Annotated in this window: 22 protein-coding genes and 1 pseudogene; 13 read left to right on the top strand and 10 right to left on the bottom strand. The window is 58.1% G+C overall.

Annotated features, from left to right (window positions below; genetic code table 11):
- Positions 1–82 precede the first annotated feature (82 nt).
- Positions 83–262 carry an antitoxin PaaA2 family protein gene (locus FYK34_RS13435; RefSeq protein ID WP_103904240.1) on the top strand — a complete coding sequence of 60 codons (180 nt, stop codon included), beginning with the start codon at positions 83–85 and terminating at the stop codon, positions 260–262.
- 90 nt (positions 263–352) lie between these two features.
- Here FYK34_RS13435 and FYK34_RS13430 read toward each other — a convergent pair whose 3' ends face one another.
- Both FYK34_RS13430 and FYK34_RS13425 read right to left on the bottom strand, forming a co-directional pair.
- Positions 353–1,003: a lipid-binding SYLF domain-containing protein gene (locus FYK34_RS13430; RefSeq protein WP_196782493.1), complete on the bottom strand. Its 651-nt coding sequence runs from the start codon at positions 1,001–1,003 to the stop codon at positions 353–355.
- Positions 1,004–1,251: 248 nt separating this feature from the next.
- A complete protein-coding gene (locus FYK34_RS13425; protein WP_149297218.1) occupies positions 1,252–1,650 on the bottom strand; it encodes a BON domain-containing protein in 399 nt (132 codons plus the stop codon).
- A 789-nt stretch (positions 1,651–2,439) separates the two neighbouring features.
- Between FYK34_RS13425 and FYK34_RS13415 the strand changes: the two genes are divergently transcribed.
- The 5 genes from FYK34_RS13415 (at position 2,440) to FYK34_RS13395 (ending at position 4,998) form a co-directional block, all read left to right on the top strand.
- Positions 2,440–2,847 carry a PRC-barrel domain-containing protein gene (locus FYK34_RS13415; RefSeq protein ID WP_168209745.1) on the top strand — a complete coding sequence of 136 codons (408 nt, stop codon included), beginning with the start codon at positions 2,440–2,442 and terminating at the stop codon, positions 2,845–2,847.
- A 235-nt stretch (positions 2,848–3,082) separates the two neighbouring features.
- Positions 3,083–3,307, top strand: coding sequence for a hypothetical protein (locus FYK34_RS13410; protein WP_149297214.1), 225 nt, complete (start codon positions 3,083–3,085; stop codon positions 3,305–3,307).
- A gap of 194 nt (positions 3,308–3,501) precedes the next feature.
- Positions 3,502–3,648, top strand: a complete 147-nt coding sequence (locus tag FYK34_RS13405; protein ID WP_103904234.1) for a lmo0937 family membrane protein — start codon at positions 3,502–3,504, stop codon at positions 3,646–3,648.
- 91 nt (positions 3,649–3,739) lie between these two features.
- Positions 3,740–4,675: a DnaJ C-terminal domain-containing protein gene (locus tag FYK34_RS13400; protein WP_149297212.1), complete on the top strand. Its 936-nt coding sequence runs from the start codon at positions 3,740–3,742 to the stop codon at positions 4,673–4,675.
- A 5-nt stretch (positions 4,676–4,680) separates the two neighbouring features.
- Positions 4,681–4,998, top strand: coding sequence for a chaperone modulator CbpM (locus FYK34_RS13395; RefSeq protein WP_149297211.1), 318 nt, complete (start codon positions 4,681–4,683; stop codon positions 4,996–4,998).
- A gap of 267 nt (positions 4,999–5,265) precedes the next feature.
- On the opposite strand, the gene FYK34_RS13390 is transcribed toward FYK34_RS13395, so the two are convergent.
- From FYK34_RS13390 to FYK34_RS13375, 4 genes and pseudogenes are all read right to left on the bottom strand, one after another.
- Complete coding sequence (locus FYK34_RS13390) at positions 5,266–5,772, bottom strand: DUF1269 domain-containing protein (protein ID WP_103904231.1); 507 nt, start codon at positions 5,770–5,772, stop codon at positions 5,266–5,268.
- A 46-nt stretch (positions 5,773–5,818) separates the two neighbouring features.
- Positions 5,819–6,472, bottom strand: a complete 654-nt coding sequence (locus FYK34_RS13385) for a BON domain-containing protein (protein ID WP_103904230.1) — start codon at positions 6,470–6,472, stop codon at positions 5,819–5,821.
- Between the two features lie 297 nt (positions 6,473–6,769).
- Positions 6,770–7,504, bottom strand: a complete 735-nt coding sequence (locus FYK34_RS13380) for a transposase (protein WP_149297209.1) — start codon at positions 7,502–7,504, stop codon at positions 6,770–6,772.
- A 164-nt stretch (positions 7,505–7,668) separates the two neighbouring features.
- Positions 7,669–8,045, bottom strand: a pseudogene (locus FYK34_RS13375) (transposase); the annotation flags it as partial.
- Between the two features lie 489 nt (positions 8,046–8,534).
- Here FYK34_RS13375 and FYK34_RS13370 point away from each other — a divergent pair.
- The 3 genes from FYK34_RS13370 to FYK34_RS13360 all read left to right on the top strand — a co-directional run bounded on the left by FYK34_RS13370 (position 8,535) and on the right by FYK34_RS13360 (position 11,691).
- Positions 8,535–9,488, top strand: a complete 954-nt coding sequence (locus FYK34_RS13370; RefSeq protein ID WP_149297205.1) for a DUF932 domain-containing protein — start codon at positions 8,535–8,537, stop codon at positions 9,486–9,488.
- A 329-nt stretch (positions 9,489–9,817) separates the two neighbouring features.
- Entirely contained in the window at positions 9,818–10,801 is a 984-nt protein-coding gene (locus FYK34_RS13365) for a YqaJ viral recombinase family nuclease (protein ID WP_149297203.1), read from the top strand.
- Positions 10,798–11,691, top strand: coding sequence for a recombination directionality factor (locus FYK34_RS13360; protein WP_149297202.1), 894 nt, complete (start codon positions 10,798–10,800; stop codon positions 11,689–11,691). The genes FYK34_RS13365 and FYK34_RS13360 overlap by 4 nt, the downstream gene beginning before the upstream one ends.
- A 262-nt stretch (positions 11,692–11,953) precedes the next feature.
- Here FYK34_RS13360 and FYK34_RS13355 read toward each other — a convergent pair whose 3' ends face one another.
- Entirely contained in the window at positions 11,954–12,301 is a 348-nt protein-coding gene (locus FYK34_RS13355) for a helix-turn-helix domain-containing protein (protein ID WP_106077809.1), read from the bottom strand.
- A 198-nt stretch (positions 12,302–12,499) separates the two neighbouring features.
- Between FYK34_RS13355 and FYK34_RS13350 the strand changes: the two genes are divergently transcribed.
- From FYK34_RS13350 to FYK34_RS13335, 4 genes are all read left to right on the top strand, one after another.
- Positions 12,500–14,131, top strand: a complete 1,632-nt coding sequence (locus FYK34_RS13350) for a hypothetical protein (RefSeq protein ID WP_149297200.1) — start codon at positions 12,500–12,502, stop codon at positions 14,129–14,131.
- Positions 14,132–14,184: 53 nt separating this feature from the next.
- The gene (locus FYK34_RS13345; RefSeq protein ID WP_149297198.1) at positions 14,185–14,634 is read left to right on the top strand and encodes a hypothetical protein; all 450 of its coding nucleotides are present in this window, start codon (positions 14,185–14,187) and stop codon (positions 14,632–14,634) included.
- Positions 14,635–14,689: 55 nt separating this feature from the next.
- On the top strand, positions 14,690–14,959 hold the full coding sequence (locus FYK34_RS13340) for a hypothetical protein (protein WP_149297196.1): 270 nt from the start codon (positions 14,690–14,692) through the stop codon (positions 14,957–14,959).
- A 96-nt stretch (positions 14,960–15,055) separates the two neighbouring features.
- Entirely contained in the window at positions 15,056–15,550 is a 495-nt protein-coding gene (locus FYK34_RS13335) for a DUF3768 domain-containing protein (protein WP_149297195.1), read from the top strand.
- A 59-nt stretch (positions 15,551–15,609) separates the two neighbouring features.
- Here FYK34_RS13335 and FYK34_RS13330 read toward each other — a convergent pair whose 3' ends face one another.
- The 3 genes from FYK34_RS13330 to FYK34_RS13320 all read right to left on the bottom strand — a co-directional run bounded on the left by FYK34_RS13330 (position 15,610) and on the right by FYK34_RS13320 (position 18,751).
- Positions 15,610–16,896: a tyrosine-type recombinase/integrase gene (locus tag FYK34_RS13330; RefSeq protein ID WP_149297193.1), complete on the bottom strand. Its 1,287-nt coding sequence runs from the start codon at positions 16,894–16,896 to the stop codon at positions 15,610–15,612.
- Positions 16,897–17,161: 265 nt separating this feature from the next.
- Positions 17,162–18,169: a phage integrase gene (locus FYK34_RS13325; RefSeq protein ID WP_149297191.1), complete on the bottom strand. Its 1,008-nt coding sequence runs from the start codon at positions 18,167–18,169 to the stop codon at positions 17,162–17,164.
- A gap of 18 nt (positions 18,170–18,187) precedes the next feature.
- Positions 18,188–18,751: a DUF6166 domain-containing protein gene (locus FYK34_RS13320; RefSeq protein WP_149297189.1), complete on the bottom strand. Its 564-nt coding sequence runs from the start codon at positions 18,749–18,751 to the stop codon at positions 18,188–18,190.
- Between the last annotated feature and the right edge of the window lie 79 nt (positions 18,752–18,830).

Here is an 18,830-nt window from a genome sequence, read left to right as displayed (position 1 = left end):
ACGGCAGTGCCTCAAAGGTAAACGTCCCGGTACCAAAGCCCCTTTTGAGATTCACTAGCAGCGAAAGTCAGGAGAAGACCCCATGCAACGGCCAGAGCCCATCCCCCTCACTTCAGAATCGACGATTTCTTATAACGAGTACGTTCGCCAAGCCGTCCAAGCTGCGCTGGATGATCCGCGCGCCGGCATTCCACACGAACAGGCTAAACGCGATTTCGCCCTCAAGCGCGCCGCACTGCTGCGGCGCTCGAAGCTGGACTAAGCAGCTGATGACGGGCCCATTTGTTAGATGAATATGTCAAAGACATTTTGAGGTATATGACAAGCGGCATCAGATTGGGATGGGCTGGGCTTAACGCTTGATGAGCGAAATCTTGGTGCCTTCTATGCTCAGGCTAGCCATCAGGCCTTGCTGGTCGAAGATGAAAGCATAGGCGTCGTTGCGCAATGTCGTCGAGCTCAAGTTTTTCGCCGTTCCGGCATCAACCACGACCACGCTGGGGCCCGTGCCGATTTCCCAACCCATAGACTTTTTCAGATAGCGGATGGCTTTCTGATTCATCAGAAATACCACATAGCCATAGGATTCCGCGCCGGCCTGCCAGCCCCAAGATGCGGTAACTGAGTTGTAATAGCCGTTGGGGTGGCCTCCTTCCAGCAGCACGCCTTCGCCGTATGCGCCGCCAAAGATCAGCCCGGCTTTGACAATCTTGGGAAACACCAGGATGGCGGAGGCCTTGTGGGAGAGACTTTCCGCCGCAGGGCTCGTTTGATACAGCATGTGCAGCGATTGCAGGGCGGCCTCATCCAGATCGCGCGCCGATTCGGCCTGGGTATAGGCGCTGGCCAGACACAGCATCAGCGCGGTGGCGGCCAGTAACAGGACTTTCTGCAGATTTCGTAGGGGATGGATCATGGTGGAACTCCTTGAAAGGGGTTTGAGACTCTTCTTGAATGCTATCGCGTAGAAGTTATGGCGCTTTGTTTCGCAAGCCATGGGCATGGTAAGTTTCAGTACCCATCATATTCGGCAGCGGTAACGGTCACTGTTCGCCAGCGAACATAGCCGATGCGGGACTGTGCCGGAAGGGAGATTTTCGGCCTGGAGCTATGCCTTCCATCACGGTATGTCGAGCTTCTATCAGTCGCTGGGTAATAAGGCGAGGCACCCGTTGATGCATGCACATTCAGGAGCCGATGTGGCTGTGATGTCCTCCCCGAGCGCGTGAGGACGGGGCGGGGAGGACGTGGCTATTGGGAGCCGCGGACACATATATAGTTGATGACGACCCGGACCTCCTTGATGCCCAGCGCCAGATCTCCGGCTCGGTCAACCTCGGCCTGGGTATCCACCTGCCCGCTCAGCATAACTCGACCGTTATCGGTTTCTACTCGTATTTCGTACGAGGTCAGATCAGGATCGCGGAACAGCTCGGCTTTGACTTTGCCGGTAATCATGGCGTCCGAGACATAGCTGCTCACCTCGGTGCCTTCGGCATAGGTATCGCCCATGGTTTGCATCGGGGCAGGCGGGTTGTCCGGCATGGTGCTGACGCTATTGCTGCGGGCGCCTGCAGAAACGGTGATCAGCGCGGCGTAGGCAAGAAACAGAGTAAAGCGGCTTGCGCGTTGCTGGGATGGGATAAGCATGATCGACTCCTTTTGCTAAACCGTAGATCGCTCCGCGCAGGGCGGAGCGATCGCTGTGCCGGATTCACTGCCAGACAGTCAACCATTGCGGGAGCCAGTGGCGCGCTACTCTGATCCGGGATCAGCGCTCAAGCCGGCTGCCGGCGTGCTGAATTGCGCTTAGGCGCGGAAGATATCGAATAGCTCAATCTTGAGCACTCGGCGTATGGCGAAATAACTGGAGATGGCGGCGATGATCACCACCATGCCAAAGGCTAGCGCCAGGTTCCAGAAGGTGATGATGGACGCTTAGTTGGGCCGCTTCGAGCGAGGGTGATCAGCCCTATGCCTAAGCCAAAGCCGGTGACCGCGGTGAAAGTAGCCATGAGCAGAATCATCACCACCAGTTCGCGTCCTTCGGCGCCGATGGCCTTGAGGGCGCCGCATTTCTCCAGATTCTCCAGGATGAAGCTGTAAAACGTCTGGCTGGAGATCGGACAGCCAGACGATGAGGCTGATCACCGTCATCAGGTATTGCTTGCGCTGATTGTCGATGGCGTAGTTCCAGGCGCTGGCGCGGACAGTGGTAAGTGACAAGCCTGCGTGGGTTAGCGAACAGACTGCCCTGCCACCCTCGCTCAGGATATAGCAAGGCGAGCCGGGTCTGCTGTCCGGCCGGGCAAGGAATTCAGTGCCTCCGGTTTTTTACGGCGAAGCAGCAAGTTGCCTTCGATGTTCCTGAATGGTTGCCAGCCCGCTCGTTTAGATGGGCTGAGCTGGGCACGGCGGGGCTTCGCTATGGAGACGATCATGAACTATGCAGAGCGCGATATTTACGGGGTGTACCGAGTGAAAGGCCATACGCAGTTAGCGGAGCAGGTGGAGCTGATGGCGGTGAATGCGCTGATCGGCAGCGACGTTTACAACCAGCGCAATGTGTTTCTGGGCGATATCAAGGAAATCATGCTGAACGTGAAAACGGGCTGCATCTCCTATGTGCAATTGTCGATTCGCGGCTTGCTGGACCTTGACGGCAAAAGGGTGGCCGTACCGTGGAGCGCCTTTATGTTTGATGCCGCGAATAATCGCTTGGTGGTGAGCATGGATCGTTTGCATTTGTGGCAGGTCCCTGACATTGAAGTGCACAAGTGGCTGCATGTGAACCAGCCAACGCCTTTGCCCGACAAGGCGGCCGACTATGGCCGCGGACTCGACTAAATAATCCGGATGTGGCCCTGGCCCCGTTGCCGCAGGTTTTACAGCTTGCGGCAGCGCTGTCACGAAGAGGCGTCTGTGCCAATCCTATTGCCATGCTGCGCACATTGGCCTGCCCCGGGTAAGCCATACGCATCCCGCTTAGTTGGATAGCGCATAGACATTCTGCCTTCTCACCTTCATGGTAACGATGCCGACCTCTTGCAATGTCGCGGGGGGGCTTCATAGGAGCATGATCATGGACCCGCTTGTTCAACACGATAGCGATGGCGACATGTTCTGGTTGCCTGAAGAAGATATCAAGTCGCTACCCGAAACCGGGTTACCGACGCGGAAGATTCTGCTGGGCTCCACCGAGTACTTCAGTTTCACTACCGAGATCTACGACCCGTTTGACGAGGCGATTCAGCACGATCTGGAGGAGTACGAAACGGTTGACGGCGATTGGCCGATGGATGACTGAATCAGCCGCCCGCGGGTTTGGCGCGCAATTCATCGCGGCATCACATGGCGGCAGGTCGCCGCCACCCTGCGGGCGGCGCGACAGGCGATCCCAGGTCGCTTTGGCGGTTTGGCCTCCGCCGCGATTCCTTTGATGGAGGGCGTCATGTGGACTGCGTTTATCTTCCAGTTTCGACGTTTGTCCGGGAGAGTGCCATGTTTGAAATTGTCATTGTCACCTTGCTGGTCTTGTGGGCTTTGGGTTTGATGACGGCTTTCACAATGGGAGGCTTCATCCATATTCTTTTGTTGTTGGCAGTCGTGGCGATACTGGTGCGTTTTATCCAAGGTCGGCCGTTATAAGGTGCCAAATAATGGAGCTGATCATGCCGCGTGGCGTGTCGCTTAGCCAGGCAATCATGAGACGATGGGGCCGCGGCCTGAGCGCACAGCCATGAAGTTCCACGACTATTACGAAACGCTGGGTATTGCGCGCACCGCCACGCAGGATGAGGTCAAGCAGGCATATCGCAAGCTGGCGCGGAAATTCCATCCGGACGTCAGCAAGGAGGCGGATGCGGAGACGCGCTTCAAGGAACTCGGCGAGGCCTACACGGTATTGAAGAACCCTGAGAAGCGCGCTGCCTATGATTTGATGGGCAGCGATCTGAAAAGCGGACAGGACTTCCAACCACCACCTGATTGGGACAGCGGCTTCGAGTTTCATGGCCGCGATTTCGGCGGCGGCACGACCGATCAGGACGATTTCTTCGAATCCTTGTTTGGCCGGCGTGCGCGCGGCGGCGGGCACCGTCATGCCCATGGCGTCGGTCGGGATCATCACGCCAAAGTGCAGATTGATCTGGAAGATGCCTACCAAGGCTGCCAACGCAGCGTAGAGTTGCGCATGCCGACCCAGACTGCCGATGGCCATGTGGTGCTGCAGACGCGCACCTTGTCGGTGGCCATCCCCAAAGGCATACGGGCAGGGCAACATCTGCGCCTGGCCGGACAGGGCGGCGCGGCGCCCGGCGGCGGGCCGGCCGGCGATTTGTATCTGGAAATCGAATTCAAGCGCCATCGGCTGTTTCGAGTCGAAGGGCGCGATGTTTTCCTGGAGCTGCCGGTGTCGCCGTGGGAGGCGGCGCTTGGCGCATCCGTGGAAGCGCTCACGCCTGATGGTCCGGTTCAGCTCAAGATCCCACCGGGATCCCAGGCCGGGAAACAATTGCGCCTGAAGGGGCGCGGCATTCCCAGCGCTGTGCCGGGCGATTTATATGTGGCGTTGACGATAGCCTTGCCGCCGGTGGCGGGCGAGCGGGAGCGCGCCGCCTACCAGGCCATGGCTCATGCCTTTGACTTCAATCCGCGCAGCGCGTTGAAAGGATAGCCACCATGGATCAGAACCAGCCGGCAGTGACTCAGGGCGTGGTGGTGGAGGAGCAACTGGAGCTGACGTTGCTTGAACTGTGCCAGGCCAGTCATGCCGAAGAGGCCTTTGTTATCCGCTGGGTGCGGGAGGGCGTGCTGGAGCCGCTGGGCGAGTCGCCGCAGAATTGGCGTTTCCGTGGCGATGCCTTGAGGCGCGCACAGGTAGCGTGGCGCTTGTCGCGCGATCTAGAGATCAATCCCTCTGGCGTGGCGCTGGTGCTGGATCTGTTGGACGAGCTGCAGGCCTTGCGGGCGCGTCTGGATCGGACTGGCAAGCACTAGCCCGGCATCAGCATGCGCACCACCGCGGCCCCCATCACCAGCGTTGCGATCCAGACCTGAATGGTCATAGGCCGGCTGGCTGTGTACGCGCCCATGACCAGATTTTCTGGAAACCAACATGATGATGACCACCATCAAGTGAACAGCGCCGTCATCGGGCAGATCAGAGCCGGCTGCTGATTCGCTTTAGACTCTACGCTGCAACTATCCTTCAATGTTTACAAGGCGCGGGCGTGTGCGTTGGAAGGGTGGAAATCAGACTGCAACTTATCGGACCTCTTTCCATCCAGTGGCAATATCCAGAATGCTTTGTGCTCTGGCAACATCCGCCTCTCCGCCGTGTACAACCAACACATACTTATCTGCCTTCAGCGCAGTTTCATATTTTACGACCTGATCGGCGTTAACACCAACCCTGGTAAGTGCCGCTCCCAGTGCAGAAACCCCGCCAGCAATCGCAGCACCCTCCAATGCGCTAACTAGGATCGAAACTACCGGGCCAGCCATGGCAACCAATCCTAAACCAGGTAGAAAGAAAACAGCGGGCGCGAATAGCAATCCCCATAAACCTCCCCAAAATGCGCCAACACCTCCCCACATCTTCATCTTATCGCCGGTAGTATAAAATCCGATAGGACTTTCCTCGCTATGGTAACCTTTTCCAATTATGGATAATTTTTTTACGTCAAAGCCACCTTTGCTTAGCAGGCGGATTGCATCCTCTGCTTCAAGATGAGTGTTGTAGACATAAACTGCCGACTTTGATGATTCCATGATTTTTCCTTTGAGAATGAAATTTAACACTCGCTGAGTAATTATTTTAAATTGACACCTTTATTTTGTTTATAACTTGATGTACGCCAGGCATGCCCCATGCGGCATGCTCGGCTAGCTCCCTTTCTGACCAACTATGTACCACACCATCTAGGATCACATCCTCTCCCTGTATCATCACTGAAATACTATCTATGTCGGCGATAGCTCGACGACGGAGAGCATTCTCCACACCGTCCTTTACATCGTTCATAGACAGCTTTGGAGTGATGGCAATATTATCGCTTACACCAGTTACGCCCAATAAGTGTCGCACTATCCGACTAGCGATTTGGCGCTGGTAATCCCATTCCACCTCACCAAACAATGTTACCCAGCCATTTTCTACCATGACTTTTATTCCTTCTTTCGGTATTTCAGTCATCTGCTGTAGAAGATGAGCAACGGACCGAGAAATATCTGCATCTTCACGCCGGTCGGAGTTAGGCAATTCGACATCCATTTCAATTGCCAACGCTTTCACACCGGCCACGCGCAGAGCAGCGCGTTCCGCAGCCCACTTTTCAGCATAACTACAGACATGTCCTGTCAGTGTTACTACACCATCATTCGTAGATACCCCTACATGGCTGGAACTAATCGAAGGGTCCCAATTCAATTCAGCCATTACATCCTGTTGCAACTGAATATCGTTTTTCATTTCACACTCTCCTAGAATGCTAAAAGAGCCTATAAGTTCGCATACGACCTTAAAATAGTCTGTACGATAACGCACACAACAGAAAACAAGACTTAAGTGCCCACAACAAATTGGTTTGATTCTTGATTGCACTCACCCGGACTCTACTCACCACCGAACTCCATGAAGTGCACCGTACAACTGACCGAGGCCGAGCGCCTGACTCTGCATCAACTCGCCCTCAATCACCGGCATCGCGACATCTGCACCCGTGCCACCCACTGTCGCGAAATTAAGCAATAGCACCGTCCATATCAATTACTTATAAGCACGATGATGCCGAGGCTTTTTGCGGTTTGACTTGCGCGGCGAGGTCGGTTTGTCCGGCCTTCGCCGGATGATCTGCTGGGCGATCGAGTCGTACAGCAACGGCCCAATCTCTCTGATCGACGCCGGATCGGCCAGCAGCTGCGGCAGATACAGCCGCACCAGGTGCGAGGCATGCGTCAGGTTCGGCGCATGGGTTTGCGCATCCTGCGCCTGCTGCGCCAACACATCCTGCGCGGCAATCGTCGCCAGGTTGTGCAGCAAGATCGCCGCGTGGAATTCCTGCCGTATCGCTTGCGGCGTTTCGCCGCCAAACTGTTCCAGCTTGAGCCGGCATTTGAGGTGGCGGAAGGCCTCTTCGATCCGCCAGCGTTTCTGGTACAGCGCGGCGAAGGCCGGTGCCGGCCACTGAGCCTCATCCAGCAAAGAGGTGGCCAGCACTTCGGTCTGGCCGCTGCTCAGCGGCACCCGCACCAGGTGCAGCCGCAGCGGCTGCAAGGGCAAGCCGTGCGCGGCGAAGCCCGGGCGATGGGTGCTGTTCGGCGTGATGTCGATCACCGCGCTAGCGGCACCGGAGGCGACGAAGGCCCGCACCTGGGCGCTGAAGTCCAGCTTCAAACGGATGCAGAAATGACGCTGTTTGGCCTGCAGCAGCGCGAACAGCCAGTAGAGCGTGTGCAGAATTTTGTGTGCGGCCAGCTTATGGTTCCCAGGGCTGGCCTGCATATGTTCCTCGTCACGTGCGGGCCAGCCTCTCCTGTTACTCGGTCTTTATTGATCAGCAGGAGCTTGTACGTATCGGATGGGCCGGAGGTTAGTTCAACCGAAGCTCTGTCATGTGTTGGAAGGGATATGCTTCCTGCCGTTGGAAACTTTATGCTTCCGGTCACACCACTGGTGCTGACAGACAGCAAGCGGCACAGCGATTGCAAGGGGTAGGTGTCGCGCATCTTGTCGATCCAGGCGTACTTCACTGCGACTTCTTCGCGAAGTACGCCGTCGCTTTTTCCAGGATTTCGAGCTCCATCCTGAGGCGAGCATTTTCGGCACGCAGGCGAGAGAGCTCCATCTGTTCGGGCGTGATCGGCTTGCCCGTGCCGCCGGTCAACTTGCCGGCCTTGTGGGCTTTGCGCCAGTTGGCGAGCGTCTGCTCAGCAATGCCCAGTTCGCGGGCAACCTGGGCCTTAGGTTTGCCCTCGGACTCAACTTGCCGGACGGCTTCTTGTTTGAATTCGGCGGTGTAACTCTGCCGTGGAATCTTGTACATCGGTACCTCCGTATGCCAGTTTACCTGGCTACGCTTGGTATCCGAAATCTGCGCCCAACCTCAAGCCAGGGCAAGATTCCATCTCGGGCAACATGGTATGCCGGGTTCTGCTTGTCGTCTGGATCATCCTTATCAACCTTCTGCGGGGTTAATGCCTCAATCGCTTTCCAGAAGGGGAAAACCTGTTGGACCAGAATGTCTTGACTCACGGATATCTCACCTTGTCTGCCAAACGAGCATGGATAGGTTATCGCTGTAAAATAGACATCTAGTTTATATGCATAAACACTATTAGAATAGTGTTGCTCGTCATGCCTAAGAGTGCCTGTAATGGCCGGCAAGCTGACGAAGCGCTATTTGGATTGCTAATTGTCTCAATTCAAAATTATTTCACCCACATATCACCTCCCTGAGCTACTACCGGGCTACCGCCCGTATCCGTTCATCGCCCCGGCCACGCGCCGGGGTTTCTATTTCTGGGAGAGTGAAATGGCGCATCTAGTGGAAACCATGGCCTATATCGGCGCCACGCCGTGGCATGGGCTGGGCAATCGTTTGTCTGAGGGGCTGCCGGTAGACATCTGGCAGCGCGAGGCGGGGATGGATTGGACCATCGAGCAGAGCGACGTGCTGTTCAATGTGGCGCCAGGCGGCATGCACATCCGGCCGCATGCCGACGCCAAGGTGCTGTACCGCTCGGACACCTTCGCTCCCTTGTCGGTGGTGTCCAACCGCTACAAGGTGGTACAGCCGCATGAGGTGCTGAGCTTCTACAACGATCTGGTGCATGCAGGCGGCTTCGAGCTGGAAACGGCTGGGGTGCTGAAGGGCGGGCGCAAGCTGTGGGCACTGGCGCGTACCGGGCAGGAGACCCAGATCCGTAGCGGGGATCAGGTCAAAGCCTATCTGCTGCTGGCCACCAGTTGCGACGGCACGCTGGCGACTACCGCGCAGTTCACCTCGGTGCGGGTGGTGTGCAACAACACCCTGCAACTGGCGGTGGGCAACAACAGCGGTGCGGTGAAGGTGCCGCACTCGACGGTATTCGATCCCAAGGCGGTGAAGGAAGCGCTGGGGATCGGCCTGTCGTCCTGGGATCGTTTCATCGGCAACCTGAAGCAGTTGAGCCGGCGCACGGTGTCGCCGCAGGAGGCGCAGCAGTTCTTCCAGGCCGTCACCGGAGAAGCTATTGCGGACGAAGACAACCTGCCGATCTCCAAGCACACGCAGCAACTGATCGCACTGTACAGCGGCGCGGGCATGGGCTCGATGCTGAGCGGCGCGCGCGGCACTGCCTGGGGCTTGCTCAATGCGGTGACCGAGTATGTCGATCATCACCGCCGCGCCCGCAATCAGGACTACCGGCTGGATTCCGCTTGGTTCGGCCAGGGCGCGCAGCTGAAACAGCGCGCGCTGGATCAGGCGCTGGCCTTGCTGGAGTAAACGCCATGCATACCAACTCTCTACAACCCTTGCCATCTACTGAGTTGCCGCCGCTACAGATCGTGATCTGCGTCGAGGGAGGCATGGTCAGCGCCGTCTAGGCCTCGCATCCCGACTGCGCCGTCACCGTACTGGATTGGGACGATGCCGCCTGCGACGGGCCAGACTATTTCCCGTTGAAGGGCTTTGCCAGCCGCGCGGCGTGTGAGGCCCATGTAAGGCAGCTGATCCTGGTGGGCTGACTCCGCCGATTCCGCTTTACCCATTCCCTTTCCTTTACGCCCGGTCTGGCCTGCCCCAGATCGGGCTTTATGCTTTTGGAGCTCATCATGCGTGAACGTTACGGCCAGGCGCTGCGCCTGGCATCTACCTTGAAGCTGTCGCGCGAGGCCTGGCTGGCGATCCGCCGCCAAGGCATCGGCTCGTCCGACGCGGCGGCGGCCATCGGCCTGTCGCCGTACAAATGCGCCTTGTCGCTGTGGCTGGAGAAGACCGGGCGCAAGACGCCGGAAGACCTGTCGCAGAAAGAGCCGGTGCTGTGGGGCACGATCCTGGAGCCGGTGCTGGCCGGCGTCTATGCCCAGCGCACCGGCGTGAAAGTACGGCGCGTCAACGCCGTGCTGCAGCATGCCGAACATCCCTTCATGCTGGCCAATCTGGACCGCGAAGTCGTCGGCGCCGATGCCGGCGTCGGCACGCTCGAAATCAAGACCGCCAGCTATCACTGCGCGTCGCAGTGGGAGGAGGGCATCCCCATCGCCTACCAATGCCAGGTGCTGCATCAACTCGCCGTCACCGGCCATGCCTGGGCCGATGTGGCGGTGCTGATCGGCGGCCAGGACTTCCGCATTTACCGCATCGAGCGCGATGAGGACAAGATCGCCGACCTGATCGAACGCGAAGCGCGCTTCTGGCGCGGCGTGGAGCAGGACGAACCGCCGCAGCCGGATGGCTCAGACGATGCCGGCCAGGCCTTGCAATGGCTGTTTCCCAAAGATAGCGGCTCCACGGTGGATCTGTCCGAATCCAGCGAAGGCACCGCGCTATTCGACACCCTGTTGGCGCTGAAGCTGCGCCGCGAAGAGATCGAGGCGCAGGAAGCCTATGCCAAGCAGCAACTGCAGAACGTGATGGGGCAGGCCAGCACCGCCGTGTTTGCCGGCGGCCGCGTCAGCTGGAAGCGCACCAAGGATAGAACCGTCGCGGATCTGGAACGCTTGAGCCTGGAACAGCCCGAGCTGTTGAAGCAATACAGCAAGACGGTGGCCGGCAGCCGCCGTTTCCTGCTGCAAACCGAGAGGAGCGCATCATGATCAAGGGACTCGCCATCACCCCGCCCGTCATCGGCCGGATCAGCATCGGCAAACTGGTGCAACGCCAGGACAAGCTGTTGCCGGAAAAGGACGACAGCTTCACCCTCACCACCCAGGTGCAAAACCGCGACGGCTGGTTGCTGCACCCGCTGCATCAGCCACTGGCCGAGCAAACGCATAACGGCAAGATCCGCGCTATTCCGGTACGGCTGCCATTCAACCATAGCGAGCTGAACCTGCGCGCCGAATACAGCGCCTTCGACCGCGCGACGGGGCGTCCGTTATGCGTCGGCAACGGCGAAACCGCGCGCCGGATCACCCCGAACGGCGTGGAGGAGGCTGCATGCGCCGGGCCAGAGCGCTGCCCATTCGCCCGCGAAGCCGGCTGCAAGCTGTATGGCCGGCTCAATGTGCAGGTAGACGGCCAGCAGGACGAGCTGGGCACCTTCATCTTCCGCACCACCGGCTACAACTCGGTGCGCACGCTGGCGGCGCGGCTGCATTACTTCGAAGCCGTCAGCGGCGGCCTGACCCGTTACCTGCCCTTGACCCTGCGGCTGCGCGCCAAGAGCACCCCCCAGTCCTACCGCACCCCGGTCTACTACGTCGATCTGACCCTGCGCGATGACCACAGCCTGATCGATGCCGTCACCCAGGCGCGAACGGAAGCCGAGCAAGCCCTGCAGGCTGGCGTCGATACCGCGCAAATGGAAGCCATGGCCAAGCAGCTGCTGCAAAACGGCCAGTTTGAAGAAAGCGAAGAAGACGTGCCGCAACTGCTGGAAGAGTTCTATCCCGAAACCGCGACGCCGGGTGAGACGCCACCACCCGCCACGCCGATCCGGCCCGCGCGGCTCAGTCGGCAGTTGGGCAAGGCGGCGCAGTCTTAACTCCACAAAGCAGAAGGAAGCAGTCATGCCCCCGTTCACCGATAGAACATTCAGAAAACCGATGCATCCGCTACTGATCGTGGCGGCCCTCATGTTGTATCAGGCTTTGTACAGCGGACGATTCGGCCAGTTTGGCCGATTCTTCCTCGCCCTGGTCCTGGCTTTGAATCTGGAGAAGCGACCGCGTTCGCCGCCTCGGAGAGGGTGACGCCTCTGGCCTTTCCGCCCATGCGCAACGCACAGGGCAAGAACGGTTACCTGATTAACGTAATCGGCTGCGTTTGACTTGAGGCGGTGTAGCAGTATTTACCCGCCGCTCCCCGCTGGGCGCCGGGGGAATCTGGTCCATCACCGAGAAAAACTCAGCCAGGCTCAGGCCAACTGCATGGCAGATGTCCGCCAAGGTCTCGATAGATGGGTTGGCCACCCCTCGCTCAATGGCTGAGATGTAGGTCCGATCAACCTGCGCCTCAAACGCCAATGTTTCCTGTGATTTGTTCGCGCCATGCCGGCATTGCTTGAGGCGTTTGCCCAAGGCTATGGAAAGCGGCGATAGATGGGCAGCAGAGGCTTTGGGGCGTTGATCGTTCATGAAGATCAGAATGCCCATCTGAATACAGATTCACGACGCTATAAACACGTCAATATTTGTGGTGTATATTCGTCATTTTATTGGCATGACGAGCAGGGGGCGACCATGCAGGGCTCTCGACCTTTGGAATTGGGATCGAATGCCCGATGAGCCTGGCCCTTCAGCACGCCGATAAAGCCTTCCAAGATCCCACGATGAACAAGGAGTAACACGCATATGCAAACCCCATCCTCCCTTTCCAGCCTGCTGGCTGTGACCAGCAGCGCGCTGCTGTTGAGCGCTTGCGGCGGCGGCGGCGGCGATAGCGGCACGCCCAGCACGCCGCCCGCGCCGGCACAGCAGGTTTCCGGCAAGGCGATTGACGGCTATCTGGTCGGCGCCACGGTCTGCCTGGATCTGAACGACAACGGCGTTTGCGATCCGGGCGAGCCGAGCACCACCACGCAGGCCGATGGCAGTTACAGTCTGCCGGTGAATGGCACGGTCGTCGGCAAGAAACTGTTGGTGGTGGTCACGCCGGCCACCAAGGATCTATCCCGGCCCGGTTACACCTTCCCGGCCAGCTTCACCCTCAGCACGATTCTGTCTGATACCGCCAATCAGCATGTGACGCCGCTGACCTCCATGGTGGCGGCGCAGATGGAAGCCGGTTTGAGCCGCAGCGCAGCCGAGCAGAATGTGACGACTTTGCTCGGCGGCAGCGTCGATCTGAATGCCGACTACATCGCCGGCCAGGACCAGGCCACTTCGGCGCTGGCCAGCAAGGTAGTGGACAAGATCACCACCTTCGCCAGCAATGGCCAGGCCGATGCCGACAAGGTGCGCGCGGTGTTGAATGCCATCGCCAGCAAGGGCAGTGTGGATCAGATCAGTCAGGCGGATGTCGATGCCCAGGCGAGCCAGCCGCGGTATAGCCGTAATGTCGATGCTGCCGCCGTGCTCAAGAGCGGGGTGTACAGCTGGTATGGTCTGGAAAGCAGTAACGGCCAGTCCATCGCCCTGCGCGAACTGAGCAGTCTGAGCAACGCCGGCCTAGCCACGCTGCACCAGAAGTACCTGGCACAGCAATGGCAGCCCAGCGTATGGGGCGACTTCTTCCCGCATCAAGGCGAGTACGACTTGAAGGCCGATGGCAGCTGGACCGATTTCATCGGCAACCAGAATCCGGAGCCGGTCTGGGGCCAGCCCCAGATAGACGGCAACGCCATCACCGTAACGAACCCGCTGACCGGCATAGTCGGGCGGCTGGAACTGCGCGCCGCCAAGCTGGACGGCCAGCCGATGGCCAAGGTGATGCAAGGCGCGCTGGGCAGCAGCTTGCTGAACGCGCTGCGCGGCAACTTTGCCGCCGGCAGCGTGGGGTATACCACCTATATTCGTCACAACCTGGATCAGGTCAGCATCTCCGACTGCGACCCCGCCTTCAGCAACCAGTCCTGCAATGTGCTTGGCGATAAGGCCAAGACATACAGCGCCGTCGATCAGGTCTTCGGCCTCGACATCCCGGTCAGCGCGAACGGCAATCTGCTGCGGCTGAACGCCGATGGCAGCGCCGCCATCCGCGATAGCCAAGGCCAAGTGCTGAGCAGCCAGATCCGCTGGAGTCGGCTGGCGCGCAACGCCAATGTGCTGGTGCTGGACATCGCGCTGAAAGACGCTCAGGCCGCGCAGCTTATTCAGCTCGACGATCTCCTGGCCGGCAATCGCTTGGCCATCGCGCTGCGCGCCGGCCATCTGCAGTTCGCCAGCGTGGAACCGGCCAAGCGCGACCGGGGCGGCATCACCTTCGCCCCCGCCACCTTCGATCAACTCTTCAACGCCCTCAAGCCCACGCTAGGCGTGAACTGACGGCATAGCGCGCCCCCAGGCGGGGCGCTCACTCTTCGAACTCAGGAGCCAATATGAAACCGCTAATACTCGCCGCTTTGGCGGCATTGATCAGCCAACAGGCGCTGGCCTTTGGCGAAACCGGACGCTGGAGCAGCGGCTGGGGCCAGGGCGTATCGGAATACATGGTGAAGGACGCCAAGGGCAATCAGCTCTACATCGCTTGCAACAACGACGGCGAGACACCCGCCACCATGACGCTGACGGTAGGCCGCAAGCAGTACGGCTACGGCAGCCAGCAAGACTTCGTGCTGATCCTCGATGGCAAGGCGCCGCTGTCACCGTCCGATGCCGGCTCGCGCGCCGGCGGTGACAACTTCCGCCTGGCTTGGGACGGCCTCCGCAAGGCCAAGACCCTGGTAGCCAAGACGGCGGATGGCAAAACCCTATCGTTGCCGCTGACCGGCGTAGCCAAGGCCTTGCCGTCGAGCAAGAGCAAGGAGTACAGCTGCGTCACCTGGTAACGCGATCACGGGCGCGGACAGCCTGTCCGTGCCCGCCCACTCTGTCCGAATGCCTATGAAAACCCCTTATCTGATCCTTCCGCTGCTTGTCCTGCTGACCGCCTGTTCGTCCGGCTACGACAGCGACGTGCAAGAACGCTTCGTCAACGGCTGCATGGGACGCGGCGCCACCAAGGCCTACTGCAGCTGCCTGCTCAAAGTGTTTGAGAGCCGGCACAAACAAGACGAATACGCCGCGCTGGAAACCGAGATGCGGCTGAGCGGCGCCATGCCGGAACCGTTCCTGGCCACCCTGCGCGCCGGTCTCCAGCAGTGCCGGCCCTGACGGAACCCGCTGGCGTCGGCTGAACGTCCACTTTCTACTTACCCTTGCCCCTGATCTGGCTTAGCCAGACAGGGGTTTTTTTACGAGGACACGATGATGCATCACCGCATTCAAACACTGGACGGCGTAGTCTGCCCGTTCCAGGATCTGGCCGGCATCCGCAGCTGGCTGCTGTCGCTGCAGCACCGGCAACACCTGGCGACGACGGAAGCCATCCTGCTGCAGATCAATCGGCTGCCGCAAACCGGCGGCTGGCTGCTGAAGCAGATCCAGACCGCCGAACTCAACGACCAACTGCGCCGCAGCCTGCCCTTCGCACCATCCAGCTTGGGGCAGGTGCATTGCACCCCAGGCTTTGCCAGCCTGGAACAGCCAGAACGATTCATTGAGGCGATTCGCCAGATGAAAGATTTCAGTGCCGACAACGATCCCTATCTGGAACATGACTTCGGCCAAGTGGAGATCGACGGCGTGACGGTGTTCTGGAAGATCGATTATTACGCGCAAGACTGCGAGCAAGGCAGCGAAGCGCCGTGGGATGCCGAGGCGACACGGCGGGTGCTGACGCTGATGTTGGCGGAGGAGTATTGAGTAAGGAGGGGGCGGGGATATGAAAAAGACACCTCGATGGTTGAGGTGTCTCCGAATGTTCAGCTAACGGTATTCCGGAGAGTGGCTTGTTCCAAAATCCATTCCTCAATCTGGCTATGCCATTTTCTCAGCAGGTCAAGGGGCCGGCGGCGGTAATGCTTCTCGGCGGTTGCACTTGGTTTATGGCCTTGGATTTGCGCCACTACTCCTGTCGGGCATTCCACCCACTCGGAGAGCGTGCCAAATGATCGCCTGAGTCCGTGTAGCGTCAAAGGCGGTAAGTCAGCCCAAGATAAAGCTTGGTTATGAGCGTAGCGGGGATCTTGTATGCGGCCGCTTTGAGCGGATGTGCTGCTGAAAACCCACTCGTTCCTACGGGGAAGGTTGGCGAGAAGCTTGGCTACATAGGGGGTGAGTGGGATCTGGCGCTCACCCTCGACTTTGTCCGCTAGCCGTAAGCTTTTCCATTGGAAGTCAACATCTGTCCATTTCAGTTCTGCTAACTCTTCCCGCCTGGCACCGGTAAGCAACAGAGTTTGCAGGTATGCGCTGAAAATCGGGCTGAGCTTTTGTACATTGGCAAACCAAGCAGGCAACTGCTCTTTTTGTAAGCAGTCATCCTTGGCTTTGGATTTTGCCACTTTCTGGCGAACCTTCTTGGCGGCATGATTGATTTCAGGGATAAGCCCAGTGTATTCGGGTTGCTCATCGCACCAGTTCAGGAATGCCCTTAGCAATCTAAAAGCTAATGCGGCTACCGTAGGCCGGGTTTCGTTTTCTTTCTCCAACCATGCGCTGATCTGGTCAGCGTTCAAGTCTGTCAGCTTGACATCTAGCAATGGGGCTAGGGGTCCGGGGATGGTCTGCTTTGCTTTGGAGCGGGTTCTAGGGTCTCCGCCCCGATGCGCGAGCCGCTCGTGATCTGCAAGGTGCCGGGCGCCCCAGCGACTGGCATTGGCTTGGACGTAGACGGGCCAGGCATCTGCAAGGGTGATGTTTTTTTTATTTTCAGCCGTCAGCAATTTCTCATGTTCTGCCTTGGCTTCTTTTTCCTGGAGGCGAGGGTCGATGCCTTGATCAATCAGCCCACGCAGCTCGCGTGCGCGGCGTCGGGCGCTGGGCTCATTGCTTCCTTGCGAAGTATCGAGCAGCCATGCAGGGTATTCGCCAATCGTGATGCGAATGGTCTGGCCGTGAAGGTCTGCTTCAAAGATAAAGGTTTTGCGTTTGGGAGTGCAGCGAAGCCCCAGGCCGGGGACTTCGCTGTCTCTCATGAAGACTTGGGATTTCCCTTCGGGACAAGAAAGCTTTTCGATTCGATTGATGGTCAGTGGAACGCGTGCCATGCGAAGCCCTACATTCTAAGTTGTAGGGTTATTGTAGGGCGTTGTGATGCCTTTAGGTCAACATCTATCGTCTATTTTATTTTTCATATTCTACATTTTTTCATTGAAAACAAGTATTTGTGTTTGTTTTGTCAGCGGGTGTCTATGCGTTGGTATGCTTTAAATTTAGGACTCATAATCCGTTGGTGCGGGGTTCGACTCCCCGGGGGCCCACCAGACAATCAAGGGGTTGCGCGCAAGCGCAACCCCTTTTGCTTTGTCGGGTTCAACAAAGGTTCAACGCGCGTAGCGGGTTCAGCTCTCGGGTTTCGCTCAAATGGTCGGGTGAAAGATGGGCGTACCGCATGGTCATGGTGAGGTTGTGGTGGCCCAGCGCCCTTTGCAGCACCAGGATGTTGCCGCCGTTCATCATGAAGTGACTGGCAAAGCTGTGACGAAGGACGTGGGTCAGCTGTCCCGCCGGCAGCGTCAGGCTGGCGCGCGCCACCCCTTCTCGAAATGCTGAGAAGGCGGTTTCAAACAGCCTCTCTCCATTGCCGTGTTCCCGATGGTGATCGCACAGCTCTTTCTCTAGCTCCGATGTAATCGGTATGGCTCTCGCCTTGGATGATTTGGTTTGTACAAACTGGATCACCCCATTCCTGACTTGCGATCTGCGAAGGGCCTCAGCCTCTCCCCAGCGCGCGCCAGTTGCCAAGCACACCTTGGCGATGAGCTGGACGTGCTGGTTACGGCCGGTTTGCAATGCTTGGAGCAGAGCTTGTATCTGCTCTGCGGTCAGGTAGGAGAGTTCCCGCTCCTGTATCTTGAAGGAGCGTAGCTTCTGGAGCGGATTTTCCTTCTTCCATAGGCCAAGCCTGATCAGCTCGTTAAAAACGGCTCTCATGTAGGCATGCTCACGATTCATGTTGCTGGCGGAGATTCCGGCCGCGAGCCGGTTTGCCCTATAGGCCGCAAATAGGTCTGCGGAAAAAGTCTCGGCGCGTGGATTGCCCATCGCTTGGCACATGAGCAGTAGCCTTTGGTATGTGCCCTGTCCAGATCGTAAGCCTGAACCATGGTGCTGAAACCAGAGGTCAACAAGTTCGGAGAGTGAGCGAGGGTCTTTCTTGGCAGGAGCCCATTCTGGCTCCTGCTGGACCTTTGCCCTTACATATCGTTCCCACGCTACCGCTTCTGCTTTTGTGGGAAATGTCTTCTTAAGCCTCTTGGCCCCCCGTCCTCCTGGCTGGATGTTGACCTGCCAGCCTGTTTTAACTTGCTTTATCGTCATGTTGTCCTCACAAAGGCTTCATGAAGCGAGGACGTGCCTCCCTTCAATCCATTCTTTAATGCGCTCAACTGAGATAAAGGCTTCTTGATGGGGGAGACTACTTACAACCTCATCGCAGAATGCTTGGGCATGCTTTTGAGCTGCTTGCTCTGGCATGCCGAATAAATACAAGATATTGGCTGACAGCTCGTAGGGGCCGACTCCTCGGTAGCCCCACTCAAAATTTGCAGGGTCATAAGGGGCGCGACAGTTCAACAGATGGGGGATGTTGGCTACAGCGCGTCCCTTTCGATCTCGCTTCAAGACTACTCCGCCATCTTGAGGCAAGACCTCCGCATAAGTGTCGCGGTCAGGATCAATATCTGGTCGCTCCCCTTTGCCAATCACTATGTACAACGTCCACTGCTCCCACAGCCGGCAAATCGCTTCAATCATCTCGTAGCTTGCGTATTGCTTGCCCTTCATGAAGTTCGACCATGTTGTCCGGTTGATACCAGTCAAGCTCTCTAATGTCTTGTATCTGTCGCTCTCGTGGGTTGCAGCGGCAATGACCTCTCTCATTCGCTCGTTGAGCGCACTCATAGCTTGACATCCTTTCATGAAATGGCATACTTTGCCTAGGTAAATTTTTTACCTAGGCAAATTTTATAACTTAGCAAAC

Origin of the sequence: Chromobacterium paludis (genome assembly GCF_008275125.1) — a bacterium.
Lineage (GTDB): Bacteria > Pseudomonadota > Gammaproteobacteria > Burkholderiales > Chromobacteriaceae > Chromobacterium > Chromobacterium paludis.
This window is presented reverse-complemented; position numbering and strand designations above follow the sequence as displayed.